At 71.0% G+C, this 17,052-nt stretch carries 18 protein-coding genes; 13 read left to right on the plus strand and 5 right to left on the minus strand.

Annotated elements, in window-relative coordinates:
- Positions 1-55: 55 nt before the first annotated feature.
- Positions 56-760: an IclR family transcriptional regulator gene (locus tag KZC50_RS00455; protein ID WP_310890198.1), complete on the plus strand. Its 705-nt coding sequence runs from the start codon at positions 56-58 to the stop codon at positions 758-760.
- A 47-nt stretch (positions 761-807) separates the two neighbouring features.
- Here the strand turns inward: KZC50_RS00455 and KZC50_RS00460 are convergent, their stop codons facing one another.
- On the minus strand, positions 808-1,107 hold the full coding sequence (locus KZC50_RS00460; protein WP_310890199.1) for a hypothetical protein: 300 nt from the start codon (positions 1,105-1,107) through the stop codon (positions 808-810).
- 149 nt (positions 1,108-1,256) lie between these two features.
- Here KZC50_RS00460 and KZC50_RS00465 point away from each other — a divergent pair, with 149 nt between their 5' ends.
- A complete protein-coding gene (locus tag KZC50_RS00465) occupies positions 1,257-2,909 on the plus strand; it encodes a thiamine pyrophosphate-binding protein (RefSeq protein WP_310890200.1) in 1,653 nt (550 codons plus the stop codon).
- 39 nt (positions 2,910-2,948) lie between these two features.
- Here the strand turns inward: KZC50_RS00465 and KZC50_RS00470 are convergent, their stop codons facing one another.
- Positions 2,949-4,328: an MFS transporter gene (locus tag KZC50_RS00470; protein ID WP_310890201.1), complete on the minus strand. Its 1,380-nt coding sequence runs from the start codon at positions 4,326-4,328 to the stop codon at positions 2,949-2,951.
- A 114-nt stretch (positions 4,329-4,442) separates the two neighbouring features.
- Between KZC50_RS00470 and KZC50_RS00475 the strand changes: the two genes are divergently transcribed.
- Genes KZC50_RS00475 through KZC50_RS00505 form a run of 7 tightly spaced genes read left to right on the plus strand, consistent with a single transcriptional unit; the run spans position 4,443 to position 11,043 of the window.
- The gene (locus tag KZC50_RS00475; protein WP_310890202.1) at positions 4,443-5,927 is read left to right on the plus strand and encodes a fumarylacetoacetate hydrolase family protein; all 1,485 of its coding nucleotides are present in this window, start codon (positions 4,443-4,445) and stop codon (positions 5,925-5,927) included.
- Positions 5,924-6,646: a GntR family transcriptional regulator gene (locus KZC50_RS00480; RefSeq protein ID WP_053549013.1), complete on the plus strand. Its 723-nt coding sequence runs from the start codon at positions 5,924-5,926 to the stop codon at positions 6,644-6,646. Before KZC50_RS00475 ends, KZC50_RS00480 begins: the two co-directional genes overlap by 4 nt.
- A gap of 41 nt (positions 6,647-6,687) precedes the next feature.
- Entirely contained in the window at positions 6,688-8,187 is a 1,500-nt protein-coding gene (hpaE, locus tag KZC50_RS00485; protein ID WP_310890203.1) for a 5-carboxymethyl-2-hydroxymuconate semialdehyde dehydrogenase, read from the plus strand.
- A 1-nt stretch (position 8,188) separates the two neighbouring features.
- Positions 8,189-9,331, plus strand: a complete 1,143-nt coding sequence (gene hpaD / locus KZC50_RS00490) for a 3,4-dihydroxyphenylacetate 2,3-dioxygenase (RefSeq protein WP_310890204.1) — start codon at positions 8,189-8,191, stop codon at positions 9,329-9,331.
- Positions 9,328-10,116, plus strand: coding sequence for a 2-keto-4-pentenoate hydratase (locus KZC50_RS00495; RefSeq protein WP_301133738.1), 789 nt, complete (start codon positions 9,328-9,330; stop codon positions 10,114-10,116). The genes hpaD and KZC50_RS00495 overlap by 4 nt, the downstream gene beginning before the upstream one ends.
- Entirely contained in the window at positions 10,101-10,880 is a 780-nt protein-coding gene (locus KZC50_RS00500; protein ID WP_310890205.1) for an aldolase/citrate lyase family protein, read from the plus strand. Before KZC50_RS00495 ends, KZC50_RS00500 begins: the two co-directional genes overlap by 16 nt.
- 19 nt (positions 10,881-10,899) lie before the next feature.
- Positions 10,900-11,043: a hypothetical protein gene (locus KZC50_RS00505; protein WP_310890206.1), complete on the plus strand. Its 144-nt coding sequence runs from the start codon at positions 10,900-10,902 to the stop codon at positions 11,041-11,043.
- 4 nt (positions 11,044-11,047) lie between these two features.
- Here KZC50_RS00505 and KZC50_RS00510 read toward each other — a convergent pair whose 3' ends face one another.
- Complete coding sequence (locus tag KZC50_RS00510) at positions 11,048-11,389, minus strand: hypothetical protein (protein WP_053548469.1); 342 nt, start codon at positions 11,387-11,389, stop codon at positions 11,048-11,050.
- Positions 11,390-11,462: 73 nt separating this feature from the next.
- Here KZC50_RS00510 and KZC50_RS00515 point away from each other — a divergent pair, with 73 nt between their 5' ends.
- The 4 genes from KZC50_RS00515 (at position 11,463) to KZC50_RS00530 (ending at position 14,813) form a co-directional block, all read left to right on the plus strand.
- Positions 11,463-12,260, plus strand: a complete 798-nt coding sequence (locus KZC50_RS00515; protein ID WP_310890207.1) for a transglutaminase-like domain-containing protein — start codon at positions 11,463-11,465, stop codon at positions 12,258-12,260.
- A 128-nt stretch (positions 12,261-12,388) separates the two neighbouring features.
- The gene (locus KZC50_RS00520) at positions 12,389-13,243 is read left to right on the plus strand and encodes an ABC transporter substrate-binding protein (protein ID WP_310890208.1); all 855 of its coding nucleotides are present in this window, start codon (positions 12,389-12,391) and stop codon (positions 13,241-13,243) included.
- A complete protein-coding gene (locus KZC50_RS00525) occupies positions 13,240-14,082 on the plus strand; it encodes an amino acid ABC transporter permease (RefSeq protein ID WP_310890209.1) in 843 nt (280 codons plus the stop codon). The genes KZC50_RS00520 and KZC50_RS00525 overlap by 4 nt, the downstream gene beginning before the upstream one ends.
- Positions 14,079-14,813 (plus strand): amino acid ABC transporter ATP-binding protein, encoded by a 735-nt coding sequence (locus KZC50_RS00530; protein ID WP_310890210.1) that lies wholly within the window; start codon positions 14,079-14,081, stop codon positions 14,811-14,813. The genes KZC50_RS00525 and KZC50_RS00530 overlap by 4 nt, the downstream gene beginning before the upstream one ends.
- Before the next feature lie 59 nt (positions 14,814-14,872).
- Here the strand turns inward: KZC50_RS00530 and KZC50_RS00535 are convergent, their stop codons facing one another.
- Entirely contained in the window at positions 14,873-15,766 is an 894-nt protein-coding gene (locus tag KZC50_RS00535; protein WP_053548473.1) for a bifunctional methylenetetrahydrofolate dehydrogenase/methenyltetrahydrofolate cyclohydrolase, read from the minus strand.
- A complete protein-coding gene (gene glyA / locus KZC50_RS00540) occupies positions 15,763-17,037 on the minus strand; it encodes a serine hydroxymethyltransferase (protein WP_236968160.1) in 1,275 nt (424 codons plus the stop codon). The genes KZC50_RS00535 and glyA overlap by 4 nt, the downstream gene beginning before the upstream one ends.
- Positions 17,038-17,052 lie beyond the last annotated feature (15 nt).

Below are 17,052 nucleotides of genomic sequence, written 5' to 3' on the forward strand. Positions count from 1 at the left end.
TCTACTGATGAACAGATCGTATACGTTCCGCCCCACACCGACAAGGGAGAGATCGATGCCGGATGCCGCGACCGCACCGTCGCAGACCCTCAGCCGCGGCATCCGGATCCTGGAGATCCTCGCCGACGCCCGCGAGCCCCTGTCGATCGACGAGGTCGCGCGGCGGCTCGCGGTGCATCGGTCGGTCGCGTACCGCCTGCTGCGCACGCTCGAAGACCACGGGCTCACCGCGCGGGATGCCGCCGGCCGGGTCGTGCTCGGCTCACGGCTCGCCGCCCTCGCCGCCGGCGTCGCGCACGATCTGCAGGCCGAAGCCCTCCCCGAACTCACCGCCGTGGCGAACGAGCTCGGGATGACGTGCTTCCTCTCGGTGCGCGACCACGACGACGCGATCACCCTTGCGAGCGTCGAGCCCCGACATGCGGTGGCCTCCGTCGCGCAGCGCCCCGGCACGCGGCATCCCGTCACGGTCGGCGCGCCGGGGAAGGCGATCCTGTCGCTCCTGCCGGAGGGACGCTGGCCGGCCGGCACGTCGGACGAGGTGCGCGCGGCGGCGACGTCCGTGGCGACGGACGGGTATGCGACGAGTCACGACGAGGTCATCCCGAGCCTGCACGCGGTCGCCGTCCCGCTCGCCCTGCGCGGGCGCGAGCCGGCGGCGATCGCGGTCGTGTATCTCGCGACCGCGCACGACCCCGCCCGCATCGCCGAACGCCTGAACCGGTCCGCCGCGCTCATCCGAGAGGCGCTCGGCGGCTGAACGCCCCATCGCCCCACGGGGCGCGGAGGCGACTCCGGGAATCCGGGTCAGACGATGCTGTCGACGAGGCGCACGGTGTACTCCGCGACCCGCTGGGGCACGCCGTCGAAGGCCTCGGCGCGCGCGGCCGAGGCCATGTAGATGCGCTCGCGCTCGAGGAAAGCCTCCTGATCACCCTCGGCGCTGACCGCCCACACGAACTCGTTCGTCTCGGGGATGCCGTAGGCGACGTCGATGCGGAAGCCCGCCTCGGAACGCACGCGGGGCATCCACTCGTTCCACCAGGACAGGAACGCGTCGTACTCTCCGTCGACGAGGGTGTACCGGCGCAGCTGAACTGTTCTCATCCCTCCAGCTTGGCACTGCGGATGCCTATACTCGTGCTGTCCGGCCGCGACAGCGCCGCCGGTGCTCGGAAAATGGGCACGCAGCCACCATGACGGTGCGCGAGACACATACGGATCCTGTTCCCTCCGTCCCGTCTCGAGGTTCTGTCATGCCCACCGTCTCCGCCCACGTCGCCGCCGCCCTCGCCGACCACATCGACCACGTCTTCGGGGTGATGGGCAACGGCAACGCCTATTTCCTCGACGCCCTCGAGCGCTCCACCGAGGTCGGCTTCACCGCCGTCCGACACGAGGCGGGCGGGGTCGTCGCCGCCGACGCCCACCACCGCGCCGGCGGCGGCCTCGCCGCCGCGACGGCGACGTACGGCGCGGGGTTCACCAACACCCTCACCGCGCTCGCGGAGGCCGTGCAGGCGCACGTGCCCCTCGTGCTCGTGGTCGGCGACGAGCCGACGTCGGGCCGTCGCCCCTGGGGCGTCGACCAGATCGCTCTCGCCTCCGCCGTCGGCGCGCGCACCTACACGGTGGGACGCACGGATGCCGCGGCCACGGCCGCCATCGCGATCGAGCACGCCCTGACCTACCGGGTGCCGACGGTTCTTGCCATCCCCTACGACGTCGCGTCGCTCGAGGCGGGTCCGGTGCCGGACGCCCCCGCCCCGCGCCTTCCCAGCCCCCTGGCTCCCGCCGGGCCTTTCGCCGCCCGGGCGATCCGTGACGCTGCGGCGGCCCTCGCGGCAGCGTCACGCCCGTTGCTGATCGCCGGACGCGGCGCGTGGCTCGCGGACGCGGGCGACGCGCTCGGTGCCGTCGCCGACGCCACGGGCGCCCTCACGGCCTCGACCGCGCTCGGCCGCGGCATCTTCCCCCGACCCGAGTTCGACCTCGGCGTGACGGGCGGCTTCGGCGCCGAGGCCGCGATGGACCTCGTCGCCCAGGCCGACGTCGCCGTGGTCTTCGGCGCGTCGCTCAATCCCTTCACGATGCGCTTCGGCGCGCTCTTCGCTCCGGGCACCCACGTCGTGCAGGTCGATCTCGCGGCGACCGCCAGCCATCCGCACGTCGGGGCGTACATCCGCGCGGATGCCGGACTCGTCGCGCGTGCGATCGCCGACGAACTGACGGCGATCGGTGCCGCACCGAGCGGATGGCGGGAGCGCGTGGACGTGGCATCCGCCCGGTCCTACGACGCCGGCGACGACGTCGCGCCCGACGGTCGGCTCGACCCGCGGTCGGCGGCGCGCCGGATCGGCGAGCTGCTGCCGGAGGACCGCGTCGTCGTCTCGGACGGCGGCCACTTCATCGGCTGGGCGAACATGTACTGGCCGGTCGCCTCCCCCGACCGCATGGTGATGATCGGCACGGCGTTCCAGTCGATCGGACTCGGTTTCCCGAGCGTCGCGGGCGCGGCGCGGGCGCGGCCGGACGCGACGATCGTGCTCACCACCGGCGACGGCGGCGGCCTCATGGCCCTCGCGGACCTCGAATCCGCCGTGCGGGTCGCGGGTGGGCGCGGCCTCGCCGTGGTCTGGAACGACGCCGCGTACGGCGCGGAGGTGAACCTGTACGGACTGAAGGGCCTCGCCGAGGAGCCGATGCTGATCCCCGAGGTCGATTTCGCCGCCGTCGCCCGCGGATTCGGTGCGGAGGGTGTCGTGGTGCGAACCCTGGCCGACCTCGACCGGCTCGCGGAGTGGGCGCGGATGCCGGCATACGACCGCCCGTTCCTGCTGCTGGACCTGCGCGTGTCGGGCCGGGTGATCGCGCCCTACCAGCACGAGATCATCCGCGTGAACTCCTGAGCCCCGCACCGATCGGCACGGGGCTCAGGAGCGCGGAGGTCAGACCTTCACGAACCCGCGGATGGGCGAGACGGACTGCTCGGCCTCGTGGTCTGGTCCGAGGGGGATGCCGGACCGGTCGCGGAGCACCAGCGTTGCCACCAGTCCGATGAGGGTCATCCCGGCGAGGTACCACGTCACGGCCATCGTCGAGCCGGTCGCCTGGACGAGCGCGGTGGCGATGGTCGGAGCGAACGCCCCGCCGAGGATCGCGCCGATCGCGTACGAGATCGACACGCCGGAGAAGCGGATCGACGCCGGGAACAGCTCGGAGTACAGCGCGGCCTGCGGGCCGTAGGTGAGGCCCAGGCCGATGGTGAGGATCGCCAGCCCCGCGAAGAGCAGCCCGATGTCACCGGTGTTCACCAACGGGAAGAGCGTGAACACGCCCGCCAGCTGCAGGATCCAGCCGATGATGTACGTCGTGCGCCGGCCGATGCGGTCGGAGAGGAATCCGGCGGCCAGGGTCGACAGCAGCCAGGTGACGGCGGAGCCCGCGACCGCCCAGAGCACCGGACCGCGCTCCAGCGCGAGCGGCCCGTCCGGGTTCGTGGCGTAGCCCTGGATGTAGCCGCCGGTGGTCATGTAGCCGACGGCGTTGTTGCCGGCGAAGACGAGAGCGGCGATGACCACGAGGAGGAGGTGCTTGCGGAACAGCGTGACGATCGGCATCCGCGCCTTCTCTTTGCGCTCGGCGAGCTCGGCGAACACCGGGCTCTCCTCGACGCGGCGGCGGACGTAGTAGCCGACGAGGATCAGCACGACGCTGAGGAGGAAGGGCACACGCCATCCCCACTCCAGGAATGCATCGCCCGGCGCGATCATGGCCATCAGCGCCATGACTCCGGAGGCGAGGAGGAGTCCGAGCGGCACGCCGATCTGCGGGGCCGCACCGAAGGCGCCGCGACGCGGGCGAGGAGCGTGCTCGACCGCCATGAGGACGGCGCCGCCCCACTCGCCACCGGCGGAGATCCCCTGCAGGATGCGCAGAAGCACGAGCAGGATCGGTGCCGTGAGGCCGATCGCCTCGTAGGTCGGCAGCACGCCGATGAGCGCGGTGGCCACACCCATGAGGATGAGGGTCCACATCAGGACGACCTTGCGGCCGTACTTGTCGCCGAAGTGCCCGGCGAGGAAGGCTCCGAGCGGGCGGAAGAGGAAGCTGACGCCGACCGTGGCGAAGGCGACGAGGGCGCTGTTGGCCCCGAGCGGGGCGAAGAAGAGCTGCCCGAAGACCAGCCCGACGGCGGTCGCGTAGATGAAGAAGTCGTACCACTCCACGGTGGTGCCGACGACGGTCGCGAAGATCACGCGACGGCGGTCTCGAGCGGTGGCGATGGTGCCGGTGGGGGTGAACCCTGCCGGTGTGCGTGTGGACATGAAGGACTCCAGTGTCGATCGTCGGCGCGTGATGCTCGTCCGCCGGGGACGTGCATTGCGAGGATGCCAGCGATCATATACGATTTCGAATACGACGCAAGAGCGAGGGAGCTCATGACACTTTCGACGGATGCCGACGCCGCGCGCTTCGGGCCACTCCCGAACCGGCCGGGGAAGATCATCGCCGTTCACCTCAGCTACGCCTCGCGCGCCGACCAGCGCGGACGGCGCCCGGCGACGCCCTCGTACTTCTTCAAGCCGTCGAGCTCGGTCGCGGCGTCCGGCGGCACGATCGAGCGCCCCGCGGGGACGGAGCTGCTCGCGTTCGAGGGCGAGATCGCCCTCGTCCTCGGCTCCCCCGCCCGCCGCGTCACCGTCGCGGACGCATGGGGCCACGTCGCCTGGGTCACGGCGGCCGATGATTTCGGGCTCTACGACCTGCGCGCGAACGACAAGGGGTCCAACGTGCGCTCGAAGGGCGGCGACGGCTTCACCCCGATCGGCCCGGAGCTCATCGACGCCCGCACGGTCGATCCGGGAGCTCTGCGCGTGCGCACGTGGGTCAACGGCACCCTCGCCCAGGACGACACCACGGCGGGTCTCATCTTCCCGCTCCCCCAGCTCGTCGCCGACCTGTCGCAGCACTTCACGCTCGAGCCCGGCGACGTCATCCTCACCGGCACGCCGGCGGGGTCCTCGGTCGTCGTTCCCGGTGACGTGGTGGAGGTCGAGGTCGACGCCCCCGGCACCAGACTGTCCTCCGGCCGCCTCGTCACGACGGTGGCGCAGGGCACGGCATCCTTCGATCCGATGATCGGGTCGCTCCCCTCCGTCGACGACACCCAGCGGGCGGAGGCCTGGGGCTCCGCGGAGGCTGCGGGGCTCTCTTCCGCCGAATCGCCTGTGCTGGACCCGGTTCTCCGCGACAAGCTGCTGCGGGTACCGGTCGCGGGCCTCTCGGCGCAGCTGCGCAAGCGGGGCCTGAACAACGTGACGATCGACGGGGTACAGCCGATGCACCCCGGCACCAAGATCGTCGGCACCGCCAAGACGCTGCGCTTCGTGCCGGGACGTGAAGACCTCTTCCAGAGCCACGGCGGCGGCTACAACGCGCAGAAGCGCGCGTTCGACACCGTCGGGGAGGGCGAGATCATCGTGATCGAGGCGCGCGGCGAGACCGGATCCGGCACGCTCGGCGACGTCCTCGCGCTCCGCGCGCTCACGCGGAAGGCCGCGGGGATCGTCACCGACGGCGGCGTCCGCGACCACGACGCGGTCGCCGAGATCGGCATCCCCGTCTTCTCCGCCGGCGCCCACCCGGCCGTGCTCGGCCGCAAGCACGTGCCGTGGGAGCACGACGTGACGATCGGCTGCGGCGGCACGACCGTCCAGCCCGGCGACATCATCGTCGGCGACGGCGACGGCGTGATCGTCCTGCCGCCGGCCCTCGCCGCAGAGGTCGCCGACGCGGCACTCGCCCAGGAGGACGAGGACGCGTACGTGGCCGAGCAGGTGCGTGCCGGGCATCCGGTCGACGGTCTCTTCCCGATGAACGCCGAATGGAAGGCGAGGTACGACGCATGGCGCCGGACGCGATGAACACGACGGATGCGGCAGGGCTCGCCGCCGGCGGCACCGCGGCGGCCGGCACGCAGAGCAAGTCGCAGCGCGCGTACCACTGGATCAAGGGACGCATCGCGAACCAGGACTTCACCCCCGGTTACCGCCTCGTGCTGGGATCGATCGCGAAGGAGCTCGACATGAGCGTCGTGCCCGTGCGCGAGGCGATCCGCCAGCTGGAGGCGGAAGGGCTGGTGACGTTCGAACGCAACGTCGGCGCGCACGTGTCAATGGTCGACGACTCGCAGTACCGCTTCAGCATGCAGGCGCTGAGCATCCTCGAGGGCGCCGCGACCGCGCTCGCCGCCCGCCGCTTGACCGCCGACGACCTGCGCCGTGCGCGCGATGTCAACGCGCTGATGGTCGAGACCCTCGACCACTTCGACCCGCAGTCGTTCACGGCGCTGAATCAGGAGTTCCACGCGATCCTCTTCGCCCGATGCGCGAACCCGCGCATGCTCGAACTCGTCGAAGCGGAATGGGCGCGTCTCGGACACCTCCGCGACTCGACGTTCAGCTTCGTCCCGGGTCGTGCAGCCCAGTCCGTCCAGGAGCACGCCGAGATCGTCGCCCTCATCGAGCACGGCGCGCCGCTGAGCGAGATCGAGACCGCCGCGCGGCGACACCGTGCAGCGACCCTCGACGCCTACCTGATCCACGAGCACCCCGACGAGACGCTCGGGATGCCCGCCATCTGACCCTCCGTCGTCCGACCCACCCTCCGATCCGAAGGACCGCCATGACAGAGCATCGCCCGCCGGCCGACCTCCCGCCCCGCATCCGGCACTACATCGACGGCGCGTTCGTCGACTCGATCGACGGCGGCACGTTCGACGTGCTCGATCCGGTCACGAACGAGACGTACGTGCAGGCCGCCGCCGGCACCGCGGCCGACATCGATCGCGCCGTCGCGGCGGCGCGGCGGGCGTTCACCGACGGTCCCTGGCCTCGGATGCTCCCCCGCGAGCGCTCGCGGGTGCTCCACCGCATCGCCGACATCGTCGAGTCCCGCGACGCGCGCCTGGCCGAGCTCGAGAGCTTCGACAGCGGTCTGCCGATCACGCAGGCGCTCGGACAGGCCCGGCGCGCGGCCGAGAACTTCCGCTTCTTCGCCGACCTGATCGTCGCCCAGGCCGACGACGCCTACAAGGTGCCGGGGAAGCAGCTCAACTACGTCAATCGCACGCCGATCGGGGTGGCGGGCCTCATCACCCCGTGGAACACCCCCTTCATGCTCGAATCGTGGAAGCTCGGACCGGCCCTCGCGACCGGAAACACCGTCGTCCTCAAGCCCGCCGAGTTCACGCCGCTGTCGGCCTCGCTCTGGGCCGGCATCTTCGAGGAGGCGGGCCTGCCGCAGGGGGTGTTCAACCTCGTCAACGGGCTCGGCGAGCAGGCCGGAGACGCCCTCGTGAAGCACCCCGACGTGCCGCTCATCTCCTTCACCGGCGAGAGCTCGACCGGACAGCTGATCTTCGGCAACGCCGCCCCGCACCTCAAGGGCCTCTCGATGGAGCTCGGCGGCAAGTCCCCCGCGATCGTGTTCGCCGATGCCGACCTGGACACCGCGATCGACGCGACGATCTTCGGCGTCTTCTCGCTCAACGGCGAGCGCTGCACCGCGGGCAGCCGCATCCTCGTCCAGCGGGAGGTCTACGACGACTTCGTCGACCGCTACGCCGCGCAGGCATCGCGTGTGCGCGTCGGGCTCCCGAGCGATCCGTCGACCGAGGTCGGCGCCCTCGTGCATCCCGAGCACTACGCCAAGGTCATGTCCTACCTCGAGATCGGCAAGACGGAGGGGCGTCTCGTCGCCGGCGGAGGCCGACCCGACGGATTCGAGACCGGCAATTTCGTGCAGCCGACGGTCTTCGCCGACGTCGCCCCCGACGCCCGGATCTTCCAGGAGGAGATCTTCGGCCCGGTCGTTGCGATCACGCCCTTCGACACCGACGAAGAGGCCCTCGCGCTCGCGAACGACACCAGATACGGCCTCGCCGCCTATGTCTGGACGAGCGACCTGCGCCGGGCGCACACCTTCGCGCAGTCCGTCGAGGCGGGCATGGTGTGGCTGAACTCCAACAACGTGCGCGACCTCCGCACGCCCTTCGGCGGCGTGAAGGCCTCCGGCCTCGGGCATGAGGGCGGCTACCGCTCGATCGACTTCTACACCAACCAGCAGGCCGTGCACATCACCCTCGGTGCACCGCACAACCCCACCTTCGGCAAGGAAGCCTGACATGACCGACAAGACCCTCACCTCCTCGGGATTCTTCGTCTCCCAGGAGGCGCCCATCCACTCCGACAACCCGATCCCGACCCCCTCCGCGCCCGCGCCCGACATCCTCCGCTGCGCGTACATGGAGCTCGTCGTCACCGATCTCGCGGCATCCCGCGTCTTCTACGTCGACGTGCTGGGCCTGTACGTCACGGAGGAGGACGAGAACGAGATCTACCTCCGCTCGACCGAGGAGTTCATCCACCACAACCTCGTTCTCCGTCAGGGGCCGGTCGCCGCCGTCGCGGCGTTCTCGTACCGCGTACGCACGCCCGAGGACCTCGATCGCGCCGTCGCGTTCTACGAGGAGCTCGGATGCCGCCTCGAGCGCCGCGCCGAGGGCTTCGTGAAGGGGATCGGGGACGCGGTGCGCGTGACCGACCCGCTGGGCTTCCCGTACGAGTTCTTCTTCCAGACCGAGCACGTCGAGCGCCTGTCGTGGCGCTACGACCTGCACACCCCCGGGGAGCTCGTGCGCCTCGACCACTTCAACCAGGTGACCCCCGACGTGCCGCGCGCCGTGAACTTCATGCAGTCGCTCGGATTCCGCGTGACCGAGGACATCCAGGACGACGAGGGCACGGTCTACGCGGCGTGGATGCGACGCAAGCCCACCGTGCACGACACGGCGATGACCGGCGGCGACGGCCCGCGGATGCACCATGTCGCGTTCGCCACGCACTCGACGCACAACATCCTCGCGATCTGCGACAAGCTCGGGGCGCTCCGCCGCTCGGACGCGATCGAGCGCGGGCCGGGCCGCCACGGCGTGAGCAACGCGTTCTACCTCTACCTCCGCGACCCCGACGGCCACCGCGTGGAGATCTACACGCAGGACTACTACACCGGCGACCCGGACAACCCCGTCATCACGTGGGACGTACACGACAACCAGCGTCGCGACTGGTGGGGAAACCCCGTGGTGCCGTCCTGGTACACCGAGGCCTCGCTCGTGCTGGACCTCGACGGCAATCCGCAGCCCGTGGTCGCCCGGACGGACAGCTCGGAGATGGCGGTCACGATCGGCGCCGACGGGTTCTCCTACACCCGTCCGGCCGAGGGCGCGGCATCCATGCCCGAGTACAAGCTCGGAAACCAGCTGTGAGCCTCGCCCCCGAGGTCATCGCGCAGCTCGCGGAGGAGCTCGCCGAGGCCGACCGCACGCGCACGCTCATCCCCCGCATCACCGCGCGGCACCCCGACGCGACCGTCGAGGACTCCTACGCGATCCAGGGGGTGTGGCGCGACCGCATGATCGCCGAGGGGCGCCGACTCGTCGGCCGGAAGATCGGCCTCACCTCGAAGGCGATGCAGCAGGCGACGGGGATCACCGAACCGGACTACGGCGTGATGTTCGACGACACCGTGTACGGCTCGGGCGACGAGATCCCCGTCGAGCGGTTCTCGAACGTCCGCATAGAGGTCGAGCTCGCCTTCGTGCTCGGCCGCCCCCTCGAGGGTCCCGACTGCACGCTCGAGGACGCCCTCGCCGCGATCGAATCGGTCGTGCCCGCCCTCGAGGTCCTCAACTCCCACATCGAGCTCGAGGGACGGACGATCGTCGACACGATCAGCGACAACGCGGCGTACGGCGCCATGGTGCTCGGCCCCCGGCGCGTCGCGCCCGGCGAGGTCGACCTGCCCTGGGTGCCCGGCGTGCTCAGCCGCAACGGCGAGATCGAGGAGACCGGGGTCGCCGCCGGCGTCCTCGGGCACCCGGCGCGGGGCGTGGCGTGGCTGGCGAACAAGTTCCACCAGCACGGCGCGCGCCTCGAGGCAGGAGAGATCATCCTCGCCGGCTCCTTCACCCGCCCGATGTGGGTGCAGGCGGGCGATAGCGTCGAGTGCGACTTCGGACCCCTGGGAGTGATCGCATGCCGCTTCGTCTGAACCCCACCTTCCGCGACGCGCTGGCCGCCGCGTCCCGCCCGCTGGCGGGGATCTGGGTCTGCTCCGGCTCGCCCCTGGCCGCCGAGATCTGCGCGGGATCGGGCCTGGACTGGACGCTCATCGACATGGAGCACTCCTCGCACAGCCTGGACTCGGTGCTCGCGCAGCTGCAGGCGGTCGCGGCCTACCCGATCACGCCGGTCGTCCGCGTGCCGATCGGCGACGTCGTCGTCATCAAGCAGGTGCTCGACCTCGGGGCGCAGAACATCCTGGTGCCGATGGTCTCGTCCGTGACGGATGCCGAGCGGGCGGTGTCCGCGGTGCGCTACCCCCCGCGCGGCATCCGGGGGGTGGGATCCGCCCTCGCCCGGTCCGCCCGTTGGAACCGCGTGGACGGGTACCTCGACGACGCCGACCGGCACGTGTCGCTCTTCGTGCAGATCGAGACGGCCGACGGCGTGGAGGCTGCCGCCGAGATCGCCGCCGTCGACGGGGTGGACGGGGTGTTCGTCGGACCGTCCGACCTCGCCGCGTCGATGGGGCTGCTCGGTCAGCAGACGCATCCGGAGGTCCGCGCCGCGGTCCTGCGCGCCTTCGACGCGGTGCGGGCGACGGGAAATCCCGTCGGCGTGAACGCATTCGACCCCGACGTCGCCGACGGATACCTCGCCGCCGGGGCGTCCTTCGTCCTCGTCGGGGCGGACGTCGCCCTCCTCGCGCGCGGCTCCGAGGCCCTCGCCGCCCGCTTCGTCACCGACGCCTGACACGCCTTGGAGCGCGGACTTGGCATGCTGGTCTGCCGCGCGGATCCCGTCGATCGGGCTCGGCTTCCCGAGCGTCGCGGGCGCCGCACGGGCCCGGCCCGACGCGACGATCGTGCCCACCACCGGTGACGGCGGAGGCTCATGGGACTCGCCGACCTCGTGAACTCCTAGTCGTCGGCGGACGCGGGTTCTTCTGGAACGACCCGCCACTCGCTGATGAATTCCGCGACGTCCTTCGTGGCGAGATCGCGCCGAACACGCAGGAGCAGGGCATCGGCCTCCTGGGCACCGCCGGCGGTCACCCTCAGCACCTCTCCCCCGGACTCACGGCGGGAGACGACCAGATCGATCGCGGAGGGGCCCGCCTCCACGTCGTTCGTGAGGAGGCTCGCGGCGATGCTCGCGGCGGTGCGGAGCGCCTTGACCAGAGGAGTCCCACGGCGGGGAACGAGGGCGGCATCCAGGTACGTGGACGCCGGTTCGAACGGCGTGTTCCGGTGCTGGCCCATCCTTCCAGTCTGCCCCACACGATCCGCCTCGCCGGGCAGGCGAGAGGGGCGCGGACGTGCCATGCTGGCGGGCATGAAGAGAGATGTCGCGAGCCGGATCGAGCTGGACGTCACCGAACCGGCGGAGCTGGTCTTCTCCACGGCGGTCAGCGGCCACCACACCCCGGTCACCGAGCACGTGTCATTCACGGTCGACGGCGAGGCCGTCGCGTTCGAGCGGATCCCCGATGCGCACGGCACGCGCCTGTTCACCGTGGCGACTCCCGCCGGACGCCTGGTCGCCTCGTACGACGCCTCCCTCGACGGACTCGCCTCCTCCGCCGTCGCCACCGCGACGGACCTCATCACCTACCGCCGCCCCAGCCGATACGCCGAATCGGATGCGCTCGGACCGACGGCGTTCGCCGAGTTCGGCGCGATCACGGATCCGGCCGAGCTCCTCGCCGCCGTCTCGTCGTGGGTGGGCACCCGCCTCGCGTACGTCAGCGGTTCGAGCCTCCCCACCGACGGCGCGGTCCGCACCCTTCTCGGCCGCCAGGGCGTGTGCCGCGACTACGCGCACCTGACCGTCGCGCTGCTGCGCGCGCTCAATGTGCCGGCACGCCTCGTGTCGGTCTACGCCCCGGGCCTGCATCCGATGGATTTCCACGCCGTGGCCGAAGCGTGGGTCGAAGGCGGCTGGCACGTCGTGGACGCGACGACCCTCGCGCCGCGTTCGACGCTCGTGCGCATCGCCACCGGGCGGGACGCCGCCGACACCGCGTTCCTGACCGTGGTCTCGGGCCGGGTGGACCTGGTCGACATGACCGTCACGGCGGTCGCGGACGCCCTCCCCGACGATGATCTGAACACCCTGACGCAGATCAACTGACCCTCCGACGTGTGAAGAACCTGTAACAGAGCGTCTCGCGCGTGCGCCGGATGCCCGTGGGACAGGGAAGATGGAGGGTGGGCTCGGCGCCGACAGCACGGCCCGCCCACCCCGATCTGGAGGCCCCCATGCACCGTCGTCGCTCCCTGTCCGCCGCCCTGGCGGGTGTCGCGCTCACCGCTCTCGCCCTGACCGGCTGCGCCGGCGGAACGGATGCCGGGGCAGGCGGTGACGAGACCCCCGCCGCCGACGAGGGCTACCTCACGCCGGGCAAGCTCACCATCGCCACGGGCGAGATCGCCTACGAGCCGTACGTGGTCGACGACGACCCGGCTTCGGGAGAGGGATTCGAGGCCGCCATCGCCTACGCGATCGCTGACGAGCTCGGCTTCGCGCCCGAGGACGTCGAGTGGGTGCGGACGAGCTTCGAGGCGGCGATCGCCCCCGGGCCGAAGAACTTCGACTTCAACATCCAGCAGTACACGATCACCGATGAGCGCAAGCAGGCCGTGGACTTCTCCTCGCCCTACTACTCCGCGAGCCAGGCCGTCGTCGGCATCAACGGCGGCGCCGCCGACGGCGTCGACTCGATCGATGGCCTCAAGGACCTGACCCTCGGCGCGATGGCGGGTTCCACGAGCGCGCAGACGATCGAAGACGTCATCCAGCCGAACGTGGACCCCCTCCTCTACGGTTCGAACGAGGACGCCGTCGCCGCCTTTAACGCCGGCCAGTTCGACGCGTTCGTGATCGATCTGCCGACGGCGTACCTCGCGACCGCGATCTACATCGACGACTCGTTCATCGTCGGCGAGCTCCCCGCCGGCGGCGTGGCCGACGAGTGGGGCGTCGTCCTCGGCAAGGACTCGCCGCTGACCGACCGCGTGTCCGCGGCCATCGACACGCTGCGCGACAACGGCACGCTCGCCGAGATCACCGACGAGTGGCTCGGCGCGGGCCAGGGCGTCACACTGTTGCAGTGACGCACACCCCCAGCGCTCTCGAGCTCGAACGGCGGGCCTTCCGGGCACGGCAGTCCCAACGGTCGGTCCTGGTGGCGATCGCGTCGTCACTGGCGTTCGCCGCGATCGTCTGGCTGACGGTGGTGAACACGCCCGGATGGGCCGCCGTCCAGCAGTCGTTCTTCAACCTCGAGATCGCCCTGGCGTCCCTTCCGCAGGTGTGGGAGGGGTTCCTGCTCAACCTCCAGGTGCTCGGTTGGTCGCTGGTGACGGTGTCCATCGTCGCGGTCACGATCGCGGTGATCCGGACGCTCCCGGGGCCCGTCTTCCTGCCGTTGCGCGTGCTCGCGGCGGGGTACACGGACATCTTCCGCGGGCTGCCGTTCATCATCGTGCTCTACCTCGTGGGGTTCGGCATCCCCACCCTCATGAACGAGCGCCTCAACCTGATCTTCCTCGGCACGCTCGCCGTGACGCTGACCTACTCGGCGTACGTCGCCGAGGTGATCCGCGCGGGCATCGAGGCGGTGCATCCGTCGCAGCGGCTCGCCGCCCGCGCGCTGGGGCTCGGGTACACCCAGACCCTGCGCCGCGTCGTCCTCCCCCAGGCCCTCCGGAAGATCACCCCGCCCCTCATGAACGACTTCGTCGCGATGCAGAAGGACGTCGGGCTCATCTCGATCCTCGGCATCACCGACGCGGTCCTCGCTGCGCGCATCGAGTCGTCGCAGACGTACAACTTCACCCCCTACGTGGTGGCCGGCATCCTGTTCATCCTTCTGGCGATCCCCACAATCCGCCTGACCGACTGGTACGCGGCGAAGCTGCGCGCCCGCGAGCAGAGCGGAGCGATCGTATGAGCACGGTTCTGCGGGCCACCGGCATCTGGAAGGCCTTCGGCGAGCGCGAGGTGCTGCGCGGCGTCGACGTGGAGCTTGCCGCGCACGAGGTGGTCGCCCTCATCGGCGCGTCCGGCTCGGGGAAGTCGACGCTCCTCCGGTGCCTGAACCTCCTCGAACCGATCGACGACGGGCAGATCTTCCTCGGCGACGAGGACATCTCCGACCCGCGGGTGAACGCCAACCGCATCCGCGCGCGCCTCGGGGCGGTGTTCCAGAGCTACAACCTGTTTCCGCACCTGTCGGTGCTCGACAACGTCACCCTCGCCACGCGCGTCGTCCACCGCACCGGCAAGCGTCAGGCGGAGGAGCGCGCGCTGGCACTGCTGGAGCGCGTCGGCCTCGCCGACAAGGCGCGCGACCATCCCGACCGGCTCTCCGGCGGGCAGCAGCAGCGCGCTGCGATCGTCCGCGCCATCGCGACGGATCCCGAGGTGCTACTCCTCGACGAGATCACCTCGGCACTGGATCCCGAGCTCGTCGGCGAAGTACTCGAGCTCGTCCGCCAGCTCGCCGCCGAGGGCACGACGATCCTCATGGCGACGCACGAGATGGCCTTCGCGCGGGACGTCGCGCACCGCGTGGTGTTCCTCGACGCCGGCACGATCGTCGAGGAGGGGCCGCCCGCGGACGTCTTCCGCGCGCCGCGAGAGGCGCGCACGCGCGCATTCCTGTCCCGCTTCACCGCCTGAGCGCGGCCCGGCGACGCGGACCCGCCGACGGATGCCGGGGCCCGCGCCGCAGGATCGGATCAGGCCGAGGCGGCGGTGACGGCGCGCTCGGCGGCCTCGACGACGTTGGTCATGAGGAGCGCCACGGTCATGGGCCCCACCCCGCCGGGGTTCGGCGAGACGAAGCCGGCGACGTCGGCGACATCCGGTGCGACATCGCCGAAGACCTTGGCCTTCCCCGTCTCGGGGTCGTCCTCCCGGGTGACGCCGACGTCGAGGACGGCGGCTCCGGGCTTCACGTCCGCGGCGGTGATGAGGTGCTTCACGCCCGCCGCGGCGACGATGACGTCCGCCTGACGGAGATACTGCCCGGCATCCTTCGTCCCGGTGTGGACGAGGGTGACCGTCGCGTTGTACTCGCGGCGCGTGAGGAGGAGGCCGATCGAGCGGCCGATCGTCACGCCGCGGCCGACGACGACGACGTGCGCGCCGTCGAGGTCGTAGCCGTTGCGGACGAGGAGCTCGATGACACCGCGCGGCGTGCACGGCAGGGGCGTCGTGATCGGCGCATTGACGTTCAGCACCAGTCGGCCGAGGTTGGTCGGGTGCAGCCCGTCGGCATCCTTCGCCGGGTCGATGCGCTCGAGGATCGCATCGGTGTCGAGGTGCTTCGGCAGCGGCAGCTGCACGATGTACCCGTGGCAGGTCGGGTCGGCGTTGAGCTCGTCGATGACGGCCTCGACCTCGGCCTGGGTGGCGTCGGCGGGCAGCTCGCGCTGGATCGAGTTCATGCCGATCGCCTCGGACTGGCGGTGCTTCATCCCCACGTACAGCTGCGACGCCGGGTCCGCCCCGACGAGCACCGTGGCGATGCCGGGGACCACGCCCTGCGCGCGGAGTGCGGCGACCCGCTCGGTCAGCTCGGACTTGATGGCCGCGGCCGCGGCCTTCCCGTCCAGGACCGTCGCGGTCACTGCTGCAGGCCCGGGTAGAGCGGGAAGGCCTCGGTGAGCACCGCGACGCGCGCGCGGAGCGCCTCGACGTCCGCGCCCGGGAGGAGGGCCTGGGCGATGATGTCGGCCACCTCGGTGAACTCGGCGTCGCCGAACCCGCGGGTCGCGAGCGCGGGCGTGCCGATGCGCAGGCCCGAGGTCACCATCGGCGGCCGCGGGTCGTTCGGCACCGCGTTGCGGTTCACGGTGATCCGGATGTCGTGCAGGAGGTCTTCGGCCTGCTTGCCGTCGATCGCGGCCTCGCGGAGGTCGACGAGCACGAGGTGCACGTCGGTGCCGCCCGAGCGGACCGAGATCCCGGCGGCGGCGACATCGGGCTGCGTGAGGCGGTCGGCGAGGAGCTTCGCGCCGCGGAGGGTGCGCTCCTGGCGGTCGCGGAACTCCGGCGTCGCGGCGAGCTTGAACGCCGTGGCCTTCGCCGCGATGACGTGCATGAGCGGTCCGCCCTGCTGGCCGGGGAAGACGGCGGTGTTGAGCTTCTTGGCGAGGTCGGCGTCGTTGGTGAGGATGATGCCCGACCGGGGGCCGCCGATGGTCTTGTGCACCGTCGAGGAGACGACGTGCGCGTGCGGCACCGGCGAGGGGTGGACACCGGCGGCGACGAGACCGGCGAAGTGCGCCATGTCGACCCACAGGTACGCGCCGACCTCGTCGGCGATCGCGCGGAAGGCGGCGAAGTCGAGCTGACGGGGGTACGCCGACCAACCGGCCACGATGACCTTGGGACGGTGCTCGCGCGCCAGGCGACGGACCTCGTCCATGTCGATCAGCGAGGTCTCGGCATCCACCCCGTAGGCGACGATGTCGTAGAGGCGGCCGGAGAAGTTGATCTTCATGCCGTGCGTGAGGTGACCGCCGTGGTCGAGCGACAGCCCGAGCAGCGTGTCGCCCGGACGGGCGAGGGCGTGCAGCACCGCGGCGTTGGCCGTGGCACCCGAATGGGGCTGGACGTTGGCGAACGCGGCGCCGAAGAGCGACTTCGCCCGCTCGATCGCGAGCTCCTCGGCGACGTCGACCTCTTCGCAGCCGCCGTAGTACCGACGGCCGGGGTAGCCCTCGGCGTACTTGTTGGTGAGGACGGACCCCTGCGACTGCAGCACCGAGACGGGCACGAAGTTCTCAGAGGCGATCATCTCGAGGAAGCCCTGCTGACGGGCGAGCTCCCGGTCGAGGACGGCGGCGATCTCGGGATCGACCTCGGAGAGGGGGGCGGTGAAGGACGGATCGGTCATGGCGAACTCCTGACG

Origin of the sequence: Microbacterium aurantiacum (genome assembly GCF_031625015.1) — a bacterium.
Lineage (GTDB): Bacteria > Actinomycetota > Actinomycetes > Actinomycetales > Microbacteriaceae > Microbacterium > Microbacterium aurantiacum.